Raw genomic sequence first — 19,478 nt, forward strand, 5'->3', positions numbered from 1 at the left:
TTCGGCCCCGGTTGGCCTGGGGTGTTGTCCTGCTCAGTCCTCGTCTGCCACCAAGCATATGTTTCATATGTGACTGATGAGGTTTCTTTGCTACGCCGAGGTTATCGGTCGAGCGCCCATCAAAGCGGTACCGACACGCACGCAGGTGGATCCGTGGCGTATCGCGGCCTCCAAATCACTTGACATGCCCGCGGACAGCTCTCTGGCCTGGGGATGTTCCGCCAAAAGTGAGTCGTGCATATGGGCGAGTCGCTCGAATGCGGCGTCTGGGTCGGCGTCCAGCGGCGGGATCGCCATCAGGCCCGCGAGCTGCAACGATGCCGATTGGGCGACCTGATTCGCGAGGGCGAGCATGGCATTGTCCGAGACACCTCCGCGCGCCGGATCGGCATCGAGACTCACTTGCAGCAGGACCCGCAAGGGGGTCGTCCGCTCCCCCGCGTCCAGGGCCGTGTGGACCGCCGAATCCAGGGCGCTCGCCAACCGGTCACTGTCCACCGAATAGACGGTATCCGCCCAGCGTGCAACATGTTTCGCCTTGTTGCGCTGCAATCTGCCGATGAATTCCCAGCGTATTTGCGACAGGTGGCGCAGTTGCGCCACTTTGTCCGATGCCTCCTGCTCGCGCGATTCACCGAACTCACGCAGGCCGAGGCCATAGAGGATCTCGATATCCGAGGCCGGGTGGAACTTGGTCACCGGCAGTAGTCGCACACTGTCCGGTGCACGGCCCGCGGCCCGGCACGCTGCGGCGATGCGCTCGGTCAGGCCCTCGAGCGCCGCCGACAACTGCGCGACACGACCGGGCGCGGAAGTGAGCTCCGCCTCCTGCGCCACTGCGGAACCGGTTGCGGCGGCGGGATTCTCGGTCATTCTGCAATCCCCTCCGATGCCATCCAAATCACACCGGCGAGTCTGCCGGTCGGCGCGCCGCGGCGGTGACTGAAGAGCGCTTTGTCCTCGATCGTGCAGCGCGGGTCCACGGCAACGGCGCTCACGCCGGCGGTTTCCAGCTGCCGCCGGATGCCCGCGCGCAGATCCAGACCCGGGGTACCCCGCACGGTGGTGGTCGCACTGCCCGGCAGATGTTTCTCGACATCGGCGCGCATGGCGGCGGGCACCTCGTACTGGCGGCCGCTGGCCGCCGGTCCCAGGAACGCGCCGATCCGCTCCACCCGCGCGCCGAGCTCGACCATGGCCTCGATCGCCTTGGGCACGATCCCGATCCGCGCGCCGATCCGGCCCGCGTGCACGGCCGCGATCACACCGGCCTCGTCATCGGAGAGCAGCACCGGAACACAGTCCGCGCTCAGCGTGACCAGCGCCAGATCGCGCTGAGTGGTCACCAGCGCATCGGTGGCGGGAACGGCCTCGGCCCGCGGGCCGTCGACCACCGTCACATTGCGGCTGTGGATCTGTTCCATCCACACCAGCCGCTCCGGCGGGAGCCCGATGCTCTCGGCGAGCCGAACCCGATTGCGGCGCACGGCTTCCGGATCATCCCCGACGTGGTCGCCCAGATTGAACGAGTCATAGGGGGCCTGGGAGAAGCCGCCCGCCCGAGCCGTGACAACTCGTCTTGTCCGATACGTCGTGCCCGCAGAAGTCATACCTCCGAGAGTAGTGGCCAATTCCCCGCAACCCATCCGGAGACGGCGTGGCCATCACCACCCGCGCGGCCCGGGCAGACGAACGCGCCCGCCTCCGGAGGGAGACGGGCGCGTTATCGCCTTGCGGCGCCGGGTCAGCGGCGCATGAAGGAGGGGACGTCGACGTCATCATCGTCGGCATCCGGGGGCTGGATATGGCTGCGGGAATTGTTCGCCACGGTGGGTTCCATTGCCGGGCGCGGGGATTCGTAGGAGGGGGCCGGGCCGCGACCCGAGGACGGCGGCGGGTTCTGCGCCACCGGGGCCGGGGCGGGTTCCTGCCGGACCGGGGCCGGTTCGGGCGCGCGGGCGGTGGTGTAGTCCGGGGTGCGGGCCACCTCACCGGCGCGGGCGGTATTGAAGCTGGAGGTGGTGGTGGCGCCCGTGCGGCCTACGGCGGGCTCGATGCGTCGGGCGGGGCCGCTTCCGTCAAAACCCGCCGCGATCACCGTCACTCGGACCTCATCGCCGAGGGAATCGTCGATGACGGTACCGAAGATGATGTTCGCTTCGATATGGGCTGCTTCCTGCACCAGCGAGGCTGCCTCGTTGATCTCGAAGAGGCCGAGATCCGAACCGCCCGCGATCGAGAGCAGTACCCCGTGCGCGCCGTCCATGGACGCTTCCAGCAGTGGTGAATTGATGGCGGACTCGGCGGCTTTCACCGAGCGGCCCTCACCGCGGGCCGAGCCGATGCCCATGAGGGCGCTGCCCGCGCCGGACATGACGGACTTGACGTCCGCGAAGTCGACGTTGATCAGACCCGGGGTGGTGATCAGGTCGGTAATGCCCTGAACACCGTTGAGCAGCACCTCATCCGCGGAGCGGAACGCGTCCATCAGGCTCACGGCCGCGTCGCCGAGCTGCAGCAGGCGGTCGTTCGGGATGACGATGAGGGTGTCGCAGGATTCGCGCAGCGCCTGGATGCCCGCCTCGGCCTGATTGCTGCGGCGCTTGCCCTCGAACGAGAAGGGCCGCGTCACAACACCGATGGTGAGCGCGCCGAGCTTGCGCGCGATGCTGGCCACGACCGGGGCGCCACCGGTACCGGTGCCACCGCCCTCGCCCGCGGTCACGAAGACCATATCGGCGCCCTTGAGCACCTCTTCGATCTCGTCCTTGTGGTCCTCGGCGGCTTTGCGGCCGACTTCCGGATCGGCGCCGGCGCCGAGGCCACGGGTCAGTTCACGACCGACATCGAGCTTGACGTCCGCATCACTCATCAGCAGCGCCTGCGCGTCGGTGTTGACCGCGATGAACTCGACTCCCTTGAGTCCCTGTTCGATCATCCGGTTGACGGCATTCACGCCGCCGCCGCCGATGCCGACGACCTTGATCACAGCAAGGTAGTTGTGCGGGGGCGTCATGGGCTCTCGCCTTCCTTAGATCCAAAAAGCTTGTCGTCTAACGGATGCTCGCCGTATGCCAGTTCCGGATGGTCTCAGTTCGATGAACCCTCAACCATAGGTTTAGCCTTATGTCAAGTATCCGACTGGTGCGGAACGGTATTCGCAGCCACCGCGTTACGGGCGCAGGCGCGCCGAGACGAGAATCAGAATCTTGTGTGATCCACCTCGTCCGGTCCACCTGGCATCGTATCGTGGACGGTTGCCCTCCGGTGCCGGGACGGCGCTGGAGCGTTCCTGCAGGCCACCGAAACTTTCGGTGGCCCAATGGGTATCGCTCACTTTACCGTGACGAGATTCGGACTCGAAACGTCGAACACCTTGCCGGGCTGGGTGAGTAGAGGTCCCACCACCGCCGCCTTCTTCTGTGAATCACCGGTCCCACCCCACAGCACGGTACGCCCATCTCGCAACTCGAGAGCAATATCCGAAACCGATCTGGCCACAACCTCTCCCACGCCCAGGCTCGGCGGCACCAGCGCCATCACCGCGACGGCCGCCCGGGTGGCCGGATCATTGCCGCCGGGATGGTCGGTGACGAGTTTGGGCGCGGTGCCCGGGGGCTGTTCGATCGCGAATTCCACGCTGTCGCAATCGAGCAGATGCGGGCCGTCCGGGGCGTCGTAGTAGAGCACGGGGGTGCGCTCGACCACGGTCACCTGCACGGTGGACGGGAATTCGCGCCGCACCCGCACGCTGCGGACCTTGGGTAACTGCGCCACCCGTTCGGCCATGGCGGTGGTGTCCAGGCGGATCATGGACAGCCCGTCCGGCACCTGGAGTGCGTCCAGCACTTGCTCCTGCGGCACCACGGACAGTCCGTCGACGCGCACGGTGCGCACCGACAGCACCGGCGTGAACCAGGCCGCGATCCCGAGCGCCAGGATCAGCACCAGAGCGATCGCCGCGCCGATTCGCACCCGCGGTGAGCGCCACGAGTTCAGCAGCGTCGAATCGTCCCGGGACCGGCCGCGGCGCAGCCGGGCGCGCCGGGCCGCGCGCACCGCCGAATCGTCTTCGGCGGCAGGCTCGTCCGCCCGGTCGTCCGCGTCGTGCGCCGCGTCCGCCGCACCCCGCGTGCGGCCGGAGCCGTCAGCCGAGTTCTTCGCTCCCCCACCCGGGCTCATCTCCGCTCACCGCCCGTGCGAGGGTCGCGCGCGCAGACCGTCCAGAATCTGGCTGCCCAGCATGGTGACATCGCCCGCGCCCATGGTGATCACCACATCGCCGGGACGCGCGAGCGCGGCCACCTGACGGCCCACCCGGGACATATCCGGCTGATAGTGCACGGGTTTGGTGACCGAATTGGCCACCAGCGCACCGTTCACCCCCGGCAGCGGTTCCTCGCGCGCGCCGTACACGTCCAGCACCACGACCTCGTCGGCGAGCGAGAGGGCGGTGCCGAACTCGGTCGCGAAAGTGGCGGTGCGACTGTACAAATGCGGCTGGAAGACCACGATCACCCGGCCCGGGCGCGAGCGCGCGCCATCGCGGGCCTCCTGCGCCACCAGTTCGGCGGCGGCGCTGAGCACCGCGCGCACCTCGGTCGGATGGTGCGCGTAATCGTCGAAGACGCGCACGCCGTTCTCCCGGCCGGTGAGCTGGAAGCGGCGGTGCACACCGCCGAAACCCTCCAGGCCCTGGATGATTTCGCCCATATCGGCTCCGGCGGCGCGGGCGGCCAGCAGTGCGCCGAGCGCGTTCAGGGCCATATGACGGCCGGGCACCGAGAGCCGCAGGGTGCGCGGCGCGGGCTCCTCCGACAGCTGGAAGATCGCGACGCCGCCGACATCGCGGGGTTCCCAGGACAGCAGGTGCGCGCCGATCGGCACACCCGCGAAATCGCCGGAACCGTAACCGATTACCTCGATACCGCGCGGATCATCGGCGAGCCTGGCCACCGAGCGTTCGGCCAGGCCGAGCGAGCCGGGATCGTCCAGGCACACCACCAGGCGGCCGCCCGGTTGCAGGCGATCGACGAAATCGTCGAAGACCTTGGTGTACGCGTCATCGGTGCCGAAGAAGTCCAGGTGATCGGATTCGATATTGGTCACCACGGCCACATCCGGCGCGTACTGCAGCAGTGAGGCATCGCTCTCATCGGCCTCGGCCACGAAGATGCCGCCGGTGCCGTGGTGGGCGTTGGTGCCCGATTCGTTCAGCTCACCGCCGACCGCGAAGGACGGATCCGCACCGCAGTGCTGCAGCGCCACCACCAGCATGGAGGTGGTGGAGGTCTTACCGTGCGTGCCCGAGACCAGCAGTGTCTTATGGCCCTGCATGAGTTCGGCCAGTACGGCGGGGCGCAGCAGGACGGGCAGACCGCGCCGATGTGCCTCCACCAGTTCGGGATTGGTCTTGGGGATGGCGGCGAAGGTGGTCACCACGGCGGTCGGGCCGCCGGGCAGCAGGTCCAGGGCGCTCGCGTCATGGCCGATGCGCACCTGTGCGCCGCGGGCCCGCAGTGCCAGCACACCGCGGCTTTCCTTGGCGTCGGAGCCGGACACCATACCGCCGCGGGACAGCAGAATTCGGGCGATACCCGACATTCCGGCCCCGCCGATGCCGATCATATGCACCCGGCGCAGCAGCTCCGGTAGGTCCGTCTGCTGCTCAACGGGCGTATTCACGGCCTGTTGGGTATCGGCTGCTTCAGTCACGACCTGCCACCTCCAGCACAATTCGCGCTACCTCGTCCGCGGCGTCGCGATGTCCGGCGTCCGCCGCCGCGCGACCCATGGCTGTCAGCCGATCCATATCCCTGAGCAGCGGTATCACCTCGTCGATCACGTATTTCGGAGTCAGCTCCGCGTCCGCCACGATTCTGCCACCGCCGGCGGCGACAACGGGCCGCGCGTTGAGCTCCTGCTCGCCATTGCCATGCGGTAGCGGAACATAGAACGCGGGCAGTCCCACCGCCGACACCTCGGCGACGGTCATCGCACCCGAACGGCACACCACCGCGTCGGCGGCGGCATAGGCCAGCGCCATCTGCGATAGATACGGCACCGCAATGTATTTCGCGGGCTCGTGCAGCCCGTCCAGGGTGAGGCTGTGCTTCGGCCCGTGCGCGTGCAGCACCGAGATCCCGGCCGCGGTCAACTGCGGCGCGGCGGCCGATACGGCCTCATTGAGACTGCGCGCCCCCTGCGACCCGCCGAACACCAGCAGCACCGGCCCCTCGGCGGGCAGGCCGAAGTGCTCGCGCGCCCGCGCCCGCAGCGCGGGACGGTTCAGTGTGGTGATCGCCGACCGCACCGGGATACCGACAACCTCGGCATCGCCCCGACCGCGCGCGTGCACGCCCGAATTCGCCGCCGCGGCCAGCACTCTGGCGGCCACGCGCGCGCCGATCTTGTTGGAGATACCGGCCATGGCGTTGGCCTCGTGCACGACCACGGGTACCTGACGCCGCCCGCGTGCTCGGCTGCCCGATGGGCGACCGCGCCCCGGCAGGTACGCCAACGGCGAAAGTCCGCGTCCGGCAGCCAGATAGGCGGGCAGCGCGACATAGCCGCCGAAGCCCACGATGACGTCGGCGTCGACCGCGTCGATGATTTCGCGGGTGCGGCGCATCGAGGCCAGCACTCGGCCCGGCAGGCGGAGCAGGTCCGCGGTGGGCTTTCGCGGTAGGGGCACCGGGGGAATCAACTCGAGGGTGTACCCGCGTTCGGGCACCAGTTCGGTTTCCAGGCCGCGCTGGGTGCCCAGTGCGGTGATCCGGATGGCCGGGTCGTGGCGGCGCAGCGCGTCGGCCACCGCCAGGGCGGGTTCGATATGTCCCGCGGTGCCACCGCCCGCCACGATCACCGAGAGCGGCCGCTCCACTGTCACCTCGAATGTCCCCTGTCCCTATCGTGTTTCGTCGGATAGCTGGGTTCCCAGGCCCGGGTGCTGCGCCACGATTCGGTGGAGCGGCTGGTGCGCCGGGCGGTATCGGAATCTACGGACCGGCGGCGCGGCGGTTCGGAGCGGCCCCGGCCCGATGGCGGTAGCGCGCGGCGCTGCGGTGCGGGTTTCACACCGGATTTCGGCTTGGGCTTGGCTTTGGCGGTGCTGCGCGCGCGGGCGGCCTGTGCCCGTGCGGGCGAATACATTTCGGGCACCGGCAGCCGCAGCAGACGGCTGAAGCGGCCGTCCTGTCCGGCGTGCAGCGCCGCCACCGCCTCGGGTTCGTGCCGGGCGGCATTGGCGATGATGCCGAACATGAGCAGGGTGATGGCGAGCGAGGAACCGCCCGCCGACACCAGCGGCAGCTGCAGACCGGTCACGGGCAGCAGTCCCACCACGTAGCCGACATTGATGAGCGCCTGCGCGGTGATCCAGGTGGTCGCCGAGGCGGTCAGCAGCCGGATGAACGGATCCACCGACCGGGTGGCGATGCGCAGACCGGCATACACGAACAATGCGAAAAGCCCCAGCACCAGCGCACATCCGAGAAAACCGAGCTCCTCGCCGATGATCGCGAAGATGAAGTCGTTGTGCGCGTTGGGCAGATAGCTCCACTTGGCCCGGGACTGTCCGAGCCCGCGACCCCAGATCCCGCCGTCCGCAAGCGAATACAGCGCCTGGCGGGCCTGATAGCCGATGCCCTGCGGATCATCGCCGGGGCTGAAGAACGCGCGCATGCGGTCCGAGCGATATCCGGCCGACAGCGCCAGAATGCCCGCCGCCACCGCACCCGATACCGCGATGGTGACGAACATGCGCAGCGGCAGCCCACCGAACCACAGCAGCGCGGACAGCACGATGCCCAGCGCGATGGTGGTGGACAGGTTCGGTTCGAGCACGACCAGGAAGCACACCAGCAGCCCGGCGGGCACCAGTGGCATGAGAATGTCCTTGTACCCGGCCCTTTCGGTCTGCCGCGAGGCCAGCAGGTGCGCGCCCCACACCACCAGGGTCACCTTGGCGATCTCGGACGGCTGCACCGAGACGAAGCCGAGGTCGAACCAGCGCCGCGAACCCTGCACCTCCAGGCCGATGCCCGGAATCAGCACCAGCACCAGCAGCACCACCGAGAGCGCGAACACCGGGAACGAGAGCTGGCGCATCACACGCATGGGAATCCGCAGCGCGATATAGAACAGCACCGCACCGAACAACGCCATCATGGCCTGCTGGATGAACAGCGAATACGCCGATTTGCCAACGGCATACGATTCCACGCTGGACGCGGACAGCACCATCACCAGGCCGAGCACGGTGAGCAGCACCGCGATGGCGACCACGAGATGGAACGAGGCCAGCGGCCGCGCCAGCCAGGCCGCGAACCAGGTGTTGCGGAACCGCGCGGTCGCCGCCGAATCCTTGGCCGTGCGACCGGAATCGGTGGCCGCACGCGCCGGGGTCTGCGCCGTTCGGGACGGCATCCTGTCTCCGGCGCGGCGCGGCCCCGTCATTCCGATCTCCCGATGTCCTTCTCGTCCAGGGCCTGCACCGCGGTGGCGAAGCTCCGCCCCCGGTGGGTGTAGTCGGCGAACATGTCCAGGGATGCCGCGGCCGGAGCCAGCAGCACGGTGTCGCCTCGGGTGGCATAGCCCGCGGCCACGCGGACCGCGCGAGCCATCACCGCTTCGGGTTCGATTTCGGTGAAGGGGTCACCCATCCCTGCATCGTCCCCCGAATTCAGCTCCACCACGGGGACATCCGGCGCGTGTCGCGCCAGTGCGGCGGCGATCACCGGGGCGTCGACGCCGAAGAGCACGGCCGCCACGAGGTGTTCGCGGACCTCTTCGACCAGGTCCTCCACGCTCGCGCCCTTGAGCTGACCACCGGCCACCCAGATCACCGACTGGTGCGCCAGGATCGAGGAGCGCGCGGCATGCGGATTGGTGGCCTTGGAATCGTCCACGAAATCGACACCGCACAACTCCCGCACATGCGCGGCGCGATGCGGGCCGACCTTGTGCTCCTGCAATCCCTCTTTCACGAATTGCGGTGCCACATCGATGGATCGGGTGAGCGCGGCGGCGGCGAGCGCATCGGCCACACCGGCCGGACCCTGCGGGCTGATATCGCTCGTCTCGGCCAGAATCGCGGCCTTGGTGAAGGCGCGATCGAGCAGTTTGCCGTCCACCACACCGAGTTCACCGTCGGCGGGCACGCCGATGCGGAACCCGACGGTGCGGCGCGCCTTGGACTTTCGCGCCAGCGCGGCCGCGACCTGATCATCCAGGCCGACCACACCGACGCGGCCGGTGAGCGCACGCGCCTTGGCCGCGGCGTAGGCGTCGAGCCCGCCGTGCCAGTCCAGGTGATCCTCGGCGACGTTCAGCACCACACCGGCTTCGGGTCGCACCGAAGGGGCCCAATGCAATTGGAACGAGGACAGTTCCACCGCCAGCACCTGCGGTCCCGGATTGCGGCGCAGCGCGTCGAGAATCGGCAGTCCGATGTTGCCGCAGGCCACGCTGGGGATCCCGGCGGCCCGCAGAATCGAATGCGTCATCTGCGTGGTGGTGGTCTTACCGTTGGTGCCGGTGATGACCAGCCATTTGCGCACCGGACCGTAGATGCGCGCCTGATCGACCCACCAGGCGAATTCGACATCGCCCCAGACCGGAATGCCCTCGGTGACAGCCGAGACCAGTATCGGGGAATCGGGCCGCCAGCCCGGGCTGGTGATGACCAGCGCGAACCGTTGCAGCGCATCGGGTTCCAGCAGATCCGCGGTGGTCGCGGTCTGCAAGCCCAGTTCGGCGGCCTCGGCCAGGGCCTTACCGCCGCCGTCGGTCACCACCGGGCGGGCGCCGATGTCCTGTAGCGGCTCCACCAGGGAGCGCCCGGACACCCCCCAACCGGCGACGAGCACGTCACGACCGCGCAGGAATTCGAGCATGGGGCCTGGCGAACGCAGGACCCTCGGAGAATGTTCGACCATCAGATGTTCACCCGACCGCGGAGAGGTAATCGCTGTAGAACAGGCCCAGACCGATCGCCGACGCCATGCCGGCCAGCAACCAGAACCGGATGATCACCGTGGTTTCCGCCCACCCTGATAATTCGAAGTGGTGGTGGAACGGCGCCATCTTGAACAATCGGTTCCGCGTGGTGCGGAATACCGCCACCTGGAGAATCACCGAGGCGGCCTCGGCGACGAAGAGCGCGCCGATCACGATCATCAATAGTTCGGTGCGGGTGGTCACCGATAGGCCCGCGAGCAGACCGCCCAGCGCCAGCGAACCGGTATCACCCATGAAGATCTTGGCGGGCGCGGCATTCCACCAGAGGAAGCCGATGCACGCGGCACCGCCGGCGGCGCAGACCAGCGCCAGATCCAGCGGATCGCGCACGTTGTAGCAGCCCGCCTCGGGATGCGTGGTGCAGGCATTGCGCCACTGCCAGAAGGTGATGATCATGTACGCGCCCAGCACCAGCGAGATGGAACCGGCCGCGAGACCGTCCAGGCCGTCGGTCAGATTGACCGCGTTGGACCAGGCCACCACCACCAGGCTGACGAACAGCAGGAAGACCACCACGCTCATCGACACGGTGGCGATATCGCGGGTGTACGACAGATGCCGGCTGGCCGGGGTCAACCCGTTCGCGCCCTTGAATTGCAGTGCCAGCACACCGAAGATGACCGCCGAGGCCAGCTGTCCGATGTATTTGCCCGCCGCGGTGAGCCCGAGGTTGCGCTGCTTGCGCAGTTTGATCATGTCGTCCAGGAAGCCGACCGCGCCCAGCGCGGTGGCCAGGCCCATGACCAGCAGACCGGACGCCGACGGGCCGGGTTCGCCGTAGCTCATCGAAATCAGGTGTGAGCCAAGGTAACCCGCCCACATACCGGCCAGGATCGCCACGCCGCCCATGGTGGGGGTGCCGCGCTTGGCCTTGTGACTCTCCGGGCCGTCGACCCGAATCTCCTGGCCGAAGCCCTGTTTGGCGAACCAGCTGATCACCGCGGGGGTGAGCAGAATCGAGACGGCGAGCGCGATGGCCGCCGACAAGAGAATCTGAGTCATCGCGCGGCCTCCAGCAGATGCTCGGCAACGGTCCAGAGCCCCACCGACTTCGACGCCTTCACCAGCACCACATCACCCGGTTCCAGTTCGGCGTCGAGAATCTCGATCGCGGCTCGCAGGTCGGGCACCAGTATCGACTCTTCACCCCAGGAACCCTCCATCACCGCCCCCTGATGCATACCGTGCGAGGGCCGCCCGGTCCCGACCACTATGAGCCGGTCCACGTCCAAGCGCACGACGAGACGGCCGATGCGATCGTGCTCGATCACCGAATCGTCGCCCAGTTCACCCATTTCGCCGAGGACGGCCCAGCTGCGGCGGCGGCCGATCTCACGGCCCTGCCCGTCCGCACCGGCCGCGCGGGACATGGTGACCAGCGCCTTGAGCGCGGCGCGCACCGAATCCGGATTGGCGTTGTAGGAGTCGTTGATGACGGTCACACCGTCGGCGCGGGTGCGCACATCCATGCGGCGGGCCGAGGCCGCGCTGGCACCGGAGAGCGCCTGCGCCACCGTCTCCAGCGACGCGCCCTGGTTCAGGGCCACCGCGGCGGCGGTCAGCGCATTGCCGACCTGGTGCTCACCGTGCACGGCGAGTTGGATCTCGATGGATTCGCCGTTGTGGTGCAGCGTGAATCGCGCCCGCGCCTGCTCGTCCATCTGGACGTCGGTGGCGCGCACATCGGCGTTCGCGGCCATGCCGACGGTCACCACGCGGGCCTGTGTGCGTGCGGCCATCTTGGCGACGAGGTGGTCGTCGAGGTTCAGCACGGCGAGGCCGTCGGCCGGAAGGGCTTCGACCAGTTCGCCTTTGGTCTGGGCGATGACTTCCTGACTGCCGAATTCGCCCAGGTGCGCGGTGCCGACATTGAGCACCGCGCCGACCGCGGGCGGCGCGATCTCGGTGAGCGCCTTGATATGTCCGGGTCCGCGCGCGGAGAGCTCCAGCACCAGATAGCGGGTGTTCGCATCGGCGCGCAGCGCGGTCCACGGGTGGCCGAGCTCATTGTTGAACGATCCGGGCGGGGCGACGACCTCGCCGAGCGGGGCCAGCACGGCCGCCAGCAGATCCTTGGTGGAGGTCTTGCCCGCCGAACCGGTCACACCCACCACGGTGAGCGTGCCCGCCGCCGCGAGCCGATCGACGCTGGCGCGCGCCAGCTTGGCCAGCGCGCCGAGCACCGCCGCACCGGAACCGTCGGTGTCGTACGCCAGCGCGATGGCGCGGCTGGCATGCGGTTGCGGCGTCACCACGATGGCGGGAACACCGACCGGGCGCGCGGCCAGCACGGCCACCGCTCCGGCCGCCACCGCGCGTTCGGCGAAATCGTGACCGTCGGCCTTCTCACCCGGCAGCGCCAGGAACAGGTCACCGGAAGTGATTCGGCGCGAATCGAATTCGACCGCTCCGGTAACCGTCGCATCGGGGTCGGGGACGTCGTGCAGCGTGCCGCCGACAATGTCCGCGATCTCCCGCAAAGTCATCTCGATCATGAATGTGTCAGGTCCCTCGTCCTTCGCGACAAGGCCGCCGCGAGCACCTCGCGGTCGTCGAACGGATACTTCACTCCCGAAATCTCCTGCCCTGTTTCATGTCCCTTGCCCGCGACCAGCAGCACATCACCGGGCCGCGCCCAGTCGACGGCGGCGGCAATGGCCTGCGCCCGGTCCCCGACCTCCCGGACCTCTCCGCGTTCATCCGGCGCAACCGCATCGGCTCCGGCACGGACCGCGGCGCGGATGGCCGCAGGCTCCTCACTGCGTGGATTGTCATCGGTGATGATGAGCAGATCGGCGCCGCGCGCTCCGGCCGCACCCATGAGGGGTCGCTTACCGGCATCGCGATCACCGCCCGCGCCGACCACCACGGCCAGGCGTCCGTGTCCCTGTTCGGCCAGCAGCGCACGCAGGGTCGCCACCACCGATTCGATGGCCGCGGGCTTGTGCGCGTAGTCGACCACGGCCAGGAAATCCTGTCCGCGCTCCACCCGCTGCATCCGGCCGGGCACATCGACTTCGCCCAAAGCCGCTGCGGCGGTGCCGACTTCGGCTCCGGCGGCGGCGCAGACGCCGAGTGCGAGCAGCCCGTTGGCGATGTTGTACGCGCCCGGAAGTCGCAGGCTCACATCGGCTTTCACGCCCGGGCCGGATGCCTCGAACCGCTGGCTCGCCGCGCCCGGGACGGCCGCACCGGCCACCCAATCCGCTTGTACGCCAGGGGTTGTCGTCACCGTCACCAGTTCCGGGCGGCCGTCCGCGAGCGCGGCCACGGTCACGTCACCGGCCAGCCGGACGCCCCATTCGTCATCGATGCACAGCACCGCTGTCGCGGCGGGCACGACGGCCGAATCACCGGATACGAACAGGCGGCGCTTGGCGGCGAAGTAATCCTCGAAATCGGCGTGGAAGTCGAGGTGATCCTGGGAGAGATTGGTGAACGCGCCGACCGCGAACGCCACCCCGTCCACCCGGCCCAGCGCCAGCGCGTGACTGGAGACCTCCATGACGACCGCCTGCACACCCTGCTCCACCATGACGGCGAACATGGCGTGCAATTGCGGGGCCTCGGGGGTGGTCAGCGCCGACGGCACCCGCTGCCCGCCGATACGCGTTTCGATGGTGCCGATCAGCGCGGTGCGGAATCCGGCCGCGGCCAGTCCCGCCTCCACCAGATACGAGGTGGTGGTCTTGCCCGAGGTGCCGGTGATGCCGATGATGCGCAACGTGCGAGACGGATCACCGTAAAGGGCCGAGGACAATTCGCCGAGCACCGAGCGCGGGGCATCGTGCACCAGCACCGGCACGCCGATCTCGCCGATCAGTTCCGCGCCCGCCGGATCGGTGAACACGGCGACCGCGCCACGCTCGACCGCATCGTGCGCGAAACGCGCGCCGTGCGCCTGCGCACCGGCCAGCCCGGTGAACAGATCACCCGGCCGGACCGCGTTCGAACGCTGCTCGATACCGGTGATCTGCACATCCGCCGGAATTCCGGCCGCACCGGCCGGACGGGCGTTCGTGAGCTCGGCGACCGTGCGCAGGGCGGTCACCGGCGGTGCGGCGGGCCGAAGTACCTGCGGACTGTCTTGCGCGGGCACGAAGCTCCTCTCCGGGACGGTGTTCATCGAAGGTCATAGGTGCGAATCCGGTACTCGGACTCGGATCGACGTGTCAGGTTACCTGTGTTCGGTCACCGTGCGATCGGCACGCCGGAGTTCGGTCACCCGCCCCGGCATGAGCCGGGCGCGGTGTACGTCACGTCCATCGCCTATCCGCTCTAACTCGCCTGCAGAATCAGCTGTTTGGCCGGTGGTGACGGCGGCACCCGATCGCGCTGCAGCGCCCAGGACGCGATGGCGTGGAACAGCGGCGCGGCCGATCCGCCACCGCTGCCGTCGGAGCTGCGCACGGGTGCGTCGAGCATCATGCCGATCACATAGCGCGGATTGTCGGCGGGGGCCATACCGGCGAACGTGATCCAGTAGCGGTCGGTCGAATAGCACCGGCACTTCTGATCGATCTGCTGCGCGGTACCGGTCTTGCCCGCCACCTGATAGCCCTCGATGGCCGCCGGACTGCCGGTACCCGACTGGATTCCGCGCGGATCCTTCTGCACCACGGACTGGAACATCTGCCGCAGCGTCTGCGCGGTCTGCGGGCTCACCACCTTGACCCCGTCCGGCTGCTCCTCCTCGGTGCGACGACCGTCCGGAGCGATCTTGGCCTTGACGATGCGTGGCGGAATCCGCACGCCGTCATTGGCGATGGCCTGGTACATGGCCGTCATCTGCAGCGTCGTCATCGAAAGACCCTGGCCGATGGGGAGATTCGCGAAGGTCGAACCGGACCACTGATCACGCGGCGGCAGTACGCCGGCGCTCTCACCGGGCAGGCCGACACCGGTGCGCTGACCGAGGCCGAACTTCTTGAGCATGTCGAAATAGCGGTCCTCACCCACGCGCTGCGCCAGCATGAGCGTGCCCACATTGGAGGACTTACCGAAGATGCCGGTCGTCGTATACGGGGCCACCCCGTGCTCCCAGGCATCGTGCACGGTGACGCCGCCCAGGCTGATCGCGCCCGGAACCTCGTGCACCTCATCGGGATTGGTGAGTCCGTATTCGATGGCGGCGGCCGCGGTGACGATCTTGTTCACCGAACCGGGTTCGTACACCTCGGCCACCGAGGGATTGCCCAGATCCGATTGCGCCCAGGACTGCGGGCCCATCGCGGGATTGAAGGTGTTGTCATTGGCCATCGCCAGCACCTGGCCGGTATGCGCGTCCAGCACCACCGCCGACGCGGCCTGCGCACCGGACATATCCTTGGCCTGCTGCACCTGCTGCTGCACGTAGTACTGCAGATCCTGATCCAGGGTGAGCTCGACGCCGTAACCGTTCACCGCGGGCACCTGATCACGCCAACTGCCCGGAATGACCGCGCCGTCCGAACCGCGGTCGTAGGTCATGGAACCGTCCGAACCGGCGAGGATCGCGTCCATCGCCGATTCCAGGCCGATCTGCCCGTGCCCGTCCCAGCCGGTCGCGCCGATCATATTGGCGGCCAGCGAACCACCGGGATACTCACGCATATCCTGGCGCTCGGTGCCGACCTCCGGGAACTGGAGATTGATATCGGCAGCGATGCGCGGATCCACATTGCGCACCAGATACGCGAATGGCTCATCACTGCGCAGCTTGGTCAGCAGATCCTTCTCCTGCGCCGCGTTGCCGAGCTTGTCGTGAATGTATTTCGCGATCGCCTGCAGGCGATCATCCGGTTCGGGCTTCTTCGGATCCTTGTCATGCGCCTCGGCCAGATCCTTGCGCACCTTCACCGGCTGGAAGGTCAGCGCCTTCGCGGCGATGGTGAAGGCGAGCGAATTGCCGTAGCGATCGGTGATCGGACCGCGCTTGGCCGGATCCGGCAGCTTCACGGTGCGCTGACTGGCCGCCTGCGCCGACAGCATGGGCGCGGAAAAGCTTTGGATCCAGAGCAATTGGCCCGCGGTCACCAGCAGGGCCAGCAGCATGAGCACCCGGCCCACCCCGAACCGGAACCGCGTGGAGCCGTCCATACCCGCGGCGGTGCGCGGTCTGGCGCTGCGCCCCGGCCCGGAACCCGCACGGCCGGAGCCGGATCGGCTGCGTGCGGCGGCCGCCCGTCCCCGGCCGGAATCACGACCGCCGCGCACCGCGCGGGAAGAACTCATCGAGGCGTTCCATTCGGCGCGGCCTGCAGCGCCGGGGACTGCGACGCCGGATTCTGCGGCGCGGTAGCCGGATTGGGCGCGGTGGTCGGCGGTGTCGTGGTCACCGGCACCGGACGCTCACCCTGGGTCTGCACCGCACGCGGCGCGGTCGGGGGCGGGGCCGAAGGTGTGGTGTTCAACGGCGGCACCGGACCACCCTGTGCGGGCTTGGGCTCACCGATCACGATGACCTGACCATCGGGCCCCACCACCAGGCGGGCCGGATCCTTGGCCGGGATCATGCCGAGTTCGGCTGCGCGCTGGGCCAATTCGGGGGCCGAATCGGCCGCTTCCACCTCGCGCTGCAAGGCCGCCTTCTCATCGGAGAGTTGCTCATTGCCGCGCCGGGCCGCGCCCAGCTGATAGCTGTCCTCGGTGGCGCGGGTGGTGAGCAGCAGCGTCAGCGCCAGCCCGCAGCCCAGCAGCGCGATAATGGTGGCCACGAACGACATGCGTCCGCGCGGTGCGTCCGCACCGCCCATCCGCCGCAGCACCGGCGGCAATTCCGCGCGCTCCCGGCTCTTACGACGGGCATAGGCGCGTTGTGCCGCACCCGATTTCACGTGTTCGGCGGCCTGTGCCCGGCGCGCCCCCCGGCCGGTGCTCTGCGTCTTGATGGTCATAGGGCGGCCCCGTTCCACGACGGGCGTGCGTGCCACCTCCGAGTCCGGTATTCCCGGACGGGCGTTGCCCGCCACTCCCCGGCCGTGTCCGCTCGCCGATTCCGCACTTGCCCGCTCATTGCGCAACCTCCCCTGCGATACGCTCCGCCGCCCGCATGCGCACCGGAGCGGCCCGCGGATTGTCTTCGATCTCCTGCTCGGTGGCTTTTTCCGCGCCCCGGGTCAGCAGCTTGAATTCCGGTCCCATTCCGGGCAATTCGACCGGCAGGTCAATGGGGGTGCGCGAAGCCGTGCGCTTGGCCAGCTCCGCCTTGACCACCCGATCCTCCAGGGACTGGTAGCTCATGAACACGATCCGGCCGCCGGGCGCGAGCGCGTCCAGCGCGGCGGGCACCGCGGCTTCGAGGGATTCCAGCTCGCGATTCACCTCGACGCGCAGCGCCTGGAACGTGCGCTTGGCGGGATGACCGCCGGTGCGGCGGGCCGCGGCCGGAATGGTGGCGTACAGCACCTCCACCAGCTGCGCACTGGTGGTGAACGGTGTTTTCTGCCTGCGGCGCAACACTTCCGAGGCGATCTTGCCCGCGAAGCGTTCCTCACCGTAGACCTTCAGCACCCGGGCCAGATCGCCGTGGCTGTAGGTATTGAGCACATCGGCCGCGGTGGGGCCGGTGCTGGAATCCATCCGCATATCCAGCGGGGCGTCGATCGAATAGGCGAAACCGCGATCGGCCTCATCCAATTGCATGGAGGACACGCCGAGGTCCATCAGAATCGCGCGCACGGAACCGGTAGGCGGCAGCCCGGCCTCTTCGAGGGCGTCGGCGATACCGTCATACCTGGTGTGCACCAGTGTGATTCGGTCCTGGAACGGGCTTAGTCGCTCCCCCGCCAGTTTCAGCGCCTCGGTATCTCTATCGAGTCCGACCAGGCGGATATTGGGGTAGGTGCGCAGGAAGTGTTCGGCATGACCACCGAGGCCCAGCGTGCAGTCCACATAGACGGCTCCGTCGAGACCCAAAGCGGGACCGAGGATTTCGTCGGCGCGATCGAGGAGAACCGGGACATGGCGGGGGCCGTCATTGCCTGGGTGCACCTTCGACCTCCCGGACCTCACATTCGTCGCACGGCCGCTGACGGGTCGCTTGCGATTCGGACTAAGCACTGAATCGATGGCCAATGCCCCAGGGTCTCTGACCGAAGCGCGGCACCTGGCGTTGGGGAAGTACGTCAGGGTCCGCGTCGGGCAGAGGCCGCAGGGCACTCGCCTCGCTGTGGGCTAGAAAATTCCGCCCAGCGACTCGTCTCTGGCCTGCGAGTAATCCTCCTCATGCTCGGCGAGGTAGCTCTCCCACGCCGTCTTGTCCCAAATTTCGAGGAAGTCGACCGAGCCGATCACCACGCAATCCTTCGAGAGGTTCGCGTAGCGACGATGCTCAGCCGACAACATGATGCGTCCCTGTGCGTCCGGACGCTGTTCATCCGAGGAGGCGGCCAGGTTCCGGACGAACGCGCGGGCCTGCGGATTGCTTCGGGACGCGGCGGCGGCTCGCCGCGCGAGCGCGGTGAACTCTTCCTTCGGATACACGGCAAGGCTGTGGTCTTGACCCTTCGTGACCATCAACCCTCCCGCCAAATCGTCCCGGAACTTCGCAGGCAACGTGAGTCGCCCTTTGTCGTCCAGTCGAGGGGTATAGGTACCGAGGAACAAGTCCCAGCACCTCCTACCGGATCACCCTCTCGACTGTTCGGCCTCCTGTAGTGCGCGCTCCACATTACCCCACTTTCCCCCACTTTCAATCGAAAGCGGCGGTGATCTCGGTCCCCGCTTGGCGAACTTCGCAGGTCACACCAGCTATCACACGGGTGGGGAACTTTCCCCGCAGTTCCCCCGACACGCGCGGCACGCGGCGGGCAGGACCCGACAACAGTCAGCAAACCCGCAGATAGCGCGCATTTCCGGCGAGTGTGGGTGAGCGTGGGGGAAACCCGTGGGGGGAGGTGGGGAAGGCCGGGAGGGCATCGACACGCCGTTCAACTTCCACAAGAAACGCCGTGGCGCCACACCTCAAATCGGTGTGGCGCCACGGCGTGTCGCTCTTGTTTCAGTTAGCCGAACAGCCGCCCCTATTAGTAAGGAGCGGACCGATCAGTTGTCCTGCTCGAACCGGCGGCGGAACCGGTCTTCCATACGAGATGAGAACCCGCCCGACTTCTTCGGCCGGCCCTGGCCGCCGCCAGGACCGTTGCCCGACGACGGATGACCATCACTGCCGCGGCCACCCTGGGACTTCATCCCAGGGCCACCGGTCAGCAACAGCACACCCGCGCCGAACATGACGATGAATCCGATCAAACTGATGATCGGGAAGTCGCCCAGCTTGATGGGCGCGGCGATGCCTGCCACGAGCAGGAACAGACCAAGGACGAACAAAGCCGCCGACTGAAGTCTGCGCCGGCCGGTGGCGGATCGTAAGCGTCCGCCCCGAACCGTCGAGGCGAACTTGGGGTCCTCAGCATAGAGCGCGCTCTCGATTTGTTCGAGCATGCGCTGCTCGTGCTCGGAGAGTGGCACGGTACCTC

Annotated in this window: 16 protein-coding genes; all 16 read right to left on the bottom strand. The window is 68.0% G+C overall.

The genetic code is table 11. The features are described from left to right. Positions 1–90: 90 nt before the first annotated feature. The 16 genes from AB0L82_RS30355 to AB0L82_RS30430 all read right to left on the bottom strand — a co-directional run bounded on the left by AB0L82_RS30355 (position 91) and on the right by AB0L82_RS30430 (position 19,470). Complete coding sequence (locus AB0L82_RS30355; RefSeq protein WP_364643666.1) at positions 91–873, bottom strand: YggS family pyridoxal phosphate-dependent enzyme; 783 nt, start codon at positions 871–873, stop codon at positions 91–93. Then, the gene (gene pgeF, locus AB0L82_RS30360; protein ID WP_364643669.1) at positions 870–1,610 is read right to left on the bottom strand and encodes a peptidoglycan editing factor PgeF; all 741 of its coding nucleotides are present in this window, start codon (positions 1,608–1,610) and stop codon (positions 870–872) included. Before pgeF ends, AB0L82_RS30355 begins: the two co-directional genes overlap by 4 nt. 134 nt (positions 1,611–1,744) lie before the next feature. Continuing rightward, on the bottom strand, positions 1,745–3,016 hold the full coding sequence (ftsZ, locus tag AB0L82_RS30365; protein ID WP_364643672.1) for a cell division protein FtsZ: 1,272 nt from the start codon (positions 3,014–3,016) through the stop codon (positions 1,745–1,747). Between the two features lie 317 nt (positions 3,017–3,333). After that, complete coding sequence (locus tag AB0L82_RS30370) at positions 3,334–4,182, bottom strand: FtsQ-type POTRA domain-containing protein (protein ID WP_364643675.1); 849 nt, start codon at positions 4,180–4,182, stop codon at positions 3,334–3,336. Between the two features lie 6 nt (positions 4,183–4,188). After that, positions 4,189–5,628 carry a UDP-N-acetylmuramate--L-alanine ligase gene (gene murC / locus AB0L82_RS30375; RefSeq protein ID WP_364644213.1) on the bottom strand — a complete coding sequence of 480 codons (1,440 nt, stop codon included), beginning with the start codon at positions 5,626–5,628 and terminating at the stop codon, positions 4,189–4,191. Between the two features lie 79 nt (positions 5,629–5,707). Beyond that, the gene (murG, locus tag AB0L82_RS30380; protein WP_364643678.1) at positions 5,708–6,889 is read right to left on the bottom strand and encodes an undecaprenyldiphospho-muramoylpentapeptide beta-N-acetylglucosaminyltransferase; all 1,182 of its coding nucleotides are present in this window, start codon (positions 6,887–6,889) and stop codon (positions 5,708–5,710) included. Further along, entirely contained in the window at positions 6,886–8,427 is a 1,542-nt protein-coding gene (gene ftsW / locus AB0L82_RS30385) for a putative lipid II flippase FtsW (protein ID WP_364643681.1), read from the bottom strand. The genes murG and ftsW overlap by 4 nt, the downstream gene beginning before the upstream one ends. A 26-nt stretch (positions 8,428–8,453) precedes the next feature. Further along, positions 8,454–9,896 (bottom strand): UDP-N-acetylmuramoyl-L-alanine--D-glutamate ligase, encoded by a 1,443-nt coding sequence (gene murD / locus AB0L82_RS30390; protein ID WP_364643684.1) that lies wholly within the window; start codon positions 9,894–9,896, stop codon positions 8,454–8,456. 49 nt (positions 9,897–9,945) lie between these two features. Then, positions 9,946–11,022 (bottom strand): phospho-N-acetylmuramoyl-pentapeptide-transferase, encoded by a 1,077-nt coding sequence (gene mraY, locus AB0L82_RS30395; protein ID WP_364643688.1) that lies wholly within the window; start codon positions 11,020–11,022, stop codon positions 9,946–9,948. Next, the gene (gene murF, locus AB0L82_RS30400; protein WP_364643691.1) at positions 11,019–12,515 is read right to left on the bottom strand and encodes a UDP-N-acetylmuramoyl-tripeptide--D-alanyl-D-alanine ligase; all 1,497 of its coding nucleotides are present in this window, start codon (positions 12,513–12,515) and stop codon (positions 11,019–11,021) included. Before murF ends, mraY begins: the two co-directional genes overlap by 4 nt. Next, complete coding sequence (locus AB0L82_RS30405; RefSeq protein WP_364643695.1) at positions 12,512–14,146, bottom strand: UDP-N-acetylmuramoyl-L-alanyl-D-glutamate--2,6-diaminopimelate ligase; 1,635 nt, start codon at positions 14,144–14,146, stop codon at positions 12,512–12,514. Before AB0L82_RS30405 ends, murF begins: the two co-directional genes overlap by 4 nt. A gap of 152 nt (positions 14,147–14,298) precedes the next feature. Then, positions 14,299–16,098, bottom strand: a complete 1,800-nt coding sequence (locus AB0L82_RS30410) for a penicillin-binding protein 2 (RefSeq protein WP_364644216.1) — start codon at positions 16,096–16,098, stop codon at positions 14,299–14,301. Between the two features lie 131 nt (positions 16,099–16,229). After that, positions 16,230–16,895: a hypothetical protein gene (locus tag AB0L82_RS30415; RefSeq protein WP_364643698.1), complete on the bottom strand. Its 666-nt coding sequence runs from the start codon at positions 16,893–16,895 to the stop codon at positions 16,230–16,232. Positions 16,896–17,010: 115 nt separating this feature from the next. Continuing rightward, complete coding sequence (gene rsmH, locus AB0L82_RS30420) at positions 17,011–18,012, bottom strand: 16S rRNA (cytosine(1402)-N(4))-methyltransferase RsmH (RefSeq protein WP_364643701.1); 1,002 nt, start codon at positions 18,010–18,012, stop codon at positions 17,011–17,013. 162 nt (positions 18,013–18,174) lie between these two features. Continuing rightward, positions 18,175–18,606, bottom strand: coding sequence for a division/cell wall cluster transcriptional repressor MraZ (gene mraZ / locus AB0L82_RS30425; protein WP_364643704.1), 432 nt, complete (start codon positions 18,604–18,606; stop codon positions 18,175–18,177). Between the two features lie 438 nt (positions 18,607–19,044). Next, the gene (locus AB0L82_RS30430) at positions 19,045–19,470 is read right to left on the bottom strand and encodes a DUF3040 domain-containing protein (RefSeq protein ID WP_364643707.1); all 426 of its coding nucleotides are present in this window, start codon (positions 19,468–19,470) and stop codon (positions 19,045–19,047) included. Between the last annotated feature and the right edge of the window lie 8 nt (positions 19,471–19,478).

Source organism: Nocardia sp. NPDC052001 (genome assembly GCF_040680615.1).
Classification (GTDB): domain Bacteria; phylum Actinomycetota; class Actinomycetes; order Mycobacteriales; family Mycobacteriaceae; genus Nocardia.

Excerpts from the sequence above, each read along its gene's own strand:
- ftsW (WP_364643681.1), bottom strand. The coding sequence starts at position 8,427 with ATGCCGTCCCGAACGGCGCAGACCCCGGCGCGTGCGGCCACCGATTCC.
- AB0L82_RS30405 (WP_364643695.1), bottom strand. The coding sequence starts at position 14,146 with ATGAACACCGTCCCGGAGAGGAGCTTCGTGCCCGCGCAAGACAGTCCG.
- AB0L82_RS30410 (WP_364644216.1), bottom strand. The coding sequence starts at position 16,098 with ATGGACGGCTCCACGCGGTTCCGGTTCGGGGTGGGCCGGGTGCTCATG.
- pgeF (WP_364643669.1), bottom strand. The coding sequence starts at position 1,610 with ATGACTTCTGCGGGCACGACGTATCGGACAAGACGAGTTGTCACGGCT.
- AB0L82_RS30415 (WP_364643698.1), bottom strand. The coding sequence starts at position 16,895 with ATGACCATCAAGACGCAGAGCACCGGCCGGGGGGCGCGCCGGGCACAG.
- murF (WP_364643691.1), bottom strand. The coding sequence starts at position 12,515 with ATGATCGAGATGACTTTGCGGGAGATCGCGGACATTGTCGGCGGCACG.
- murC (WP_364644213.1), bottom strand. The coding sequence starts at position 5,628 with ATGATCGGCATCGGCGGGGCCGGAATGTCGGGTATCGCCCGAATTCTG.
- AB0L82_RS30370 (WP_364643675.1), bottom strand. The coding sequence starts at position 4,182 with ATGAGCCCGGGTGGGGGAGCGAAGAACTCGGCTGACGGCTCCGGCCGC.
- ftsZ (WP_364643672.1), bottom strand. The coding sequence starts at position 3,016 with ATGACGCCCCCGCACAACTACCTTGCTGTGATCAAGGTCGTCGGCATC.
- murD (WP_364643684.1), bottom strand. The coding sequence starts at position 9,896 with ATGCTCGAATTCCTGCGCGGTCGTGACGTGCTCGTCGCCGGTTGGGGG.
- AB0L82_RS30355 (WP_364643666.1), bottom strand. The coding sequence starts at position 873 with ATGACCGAGAATCCCGCCGCCGCAACCGGTTCCGCAGTGGCGCAGGAG.
- mraY (WP_364643688.1), bottom strand. The coding sequence starts at position 11,022 with ATGACTCAGATTCTCTTGTCGGCGGCCATCGCGCTCGCCGTCTCGATT.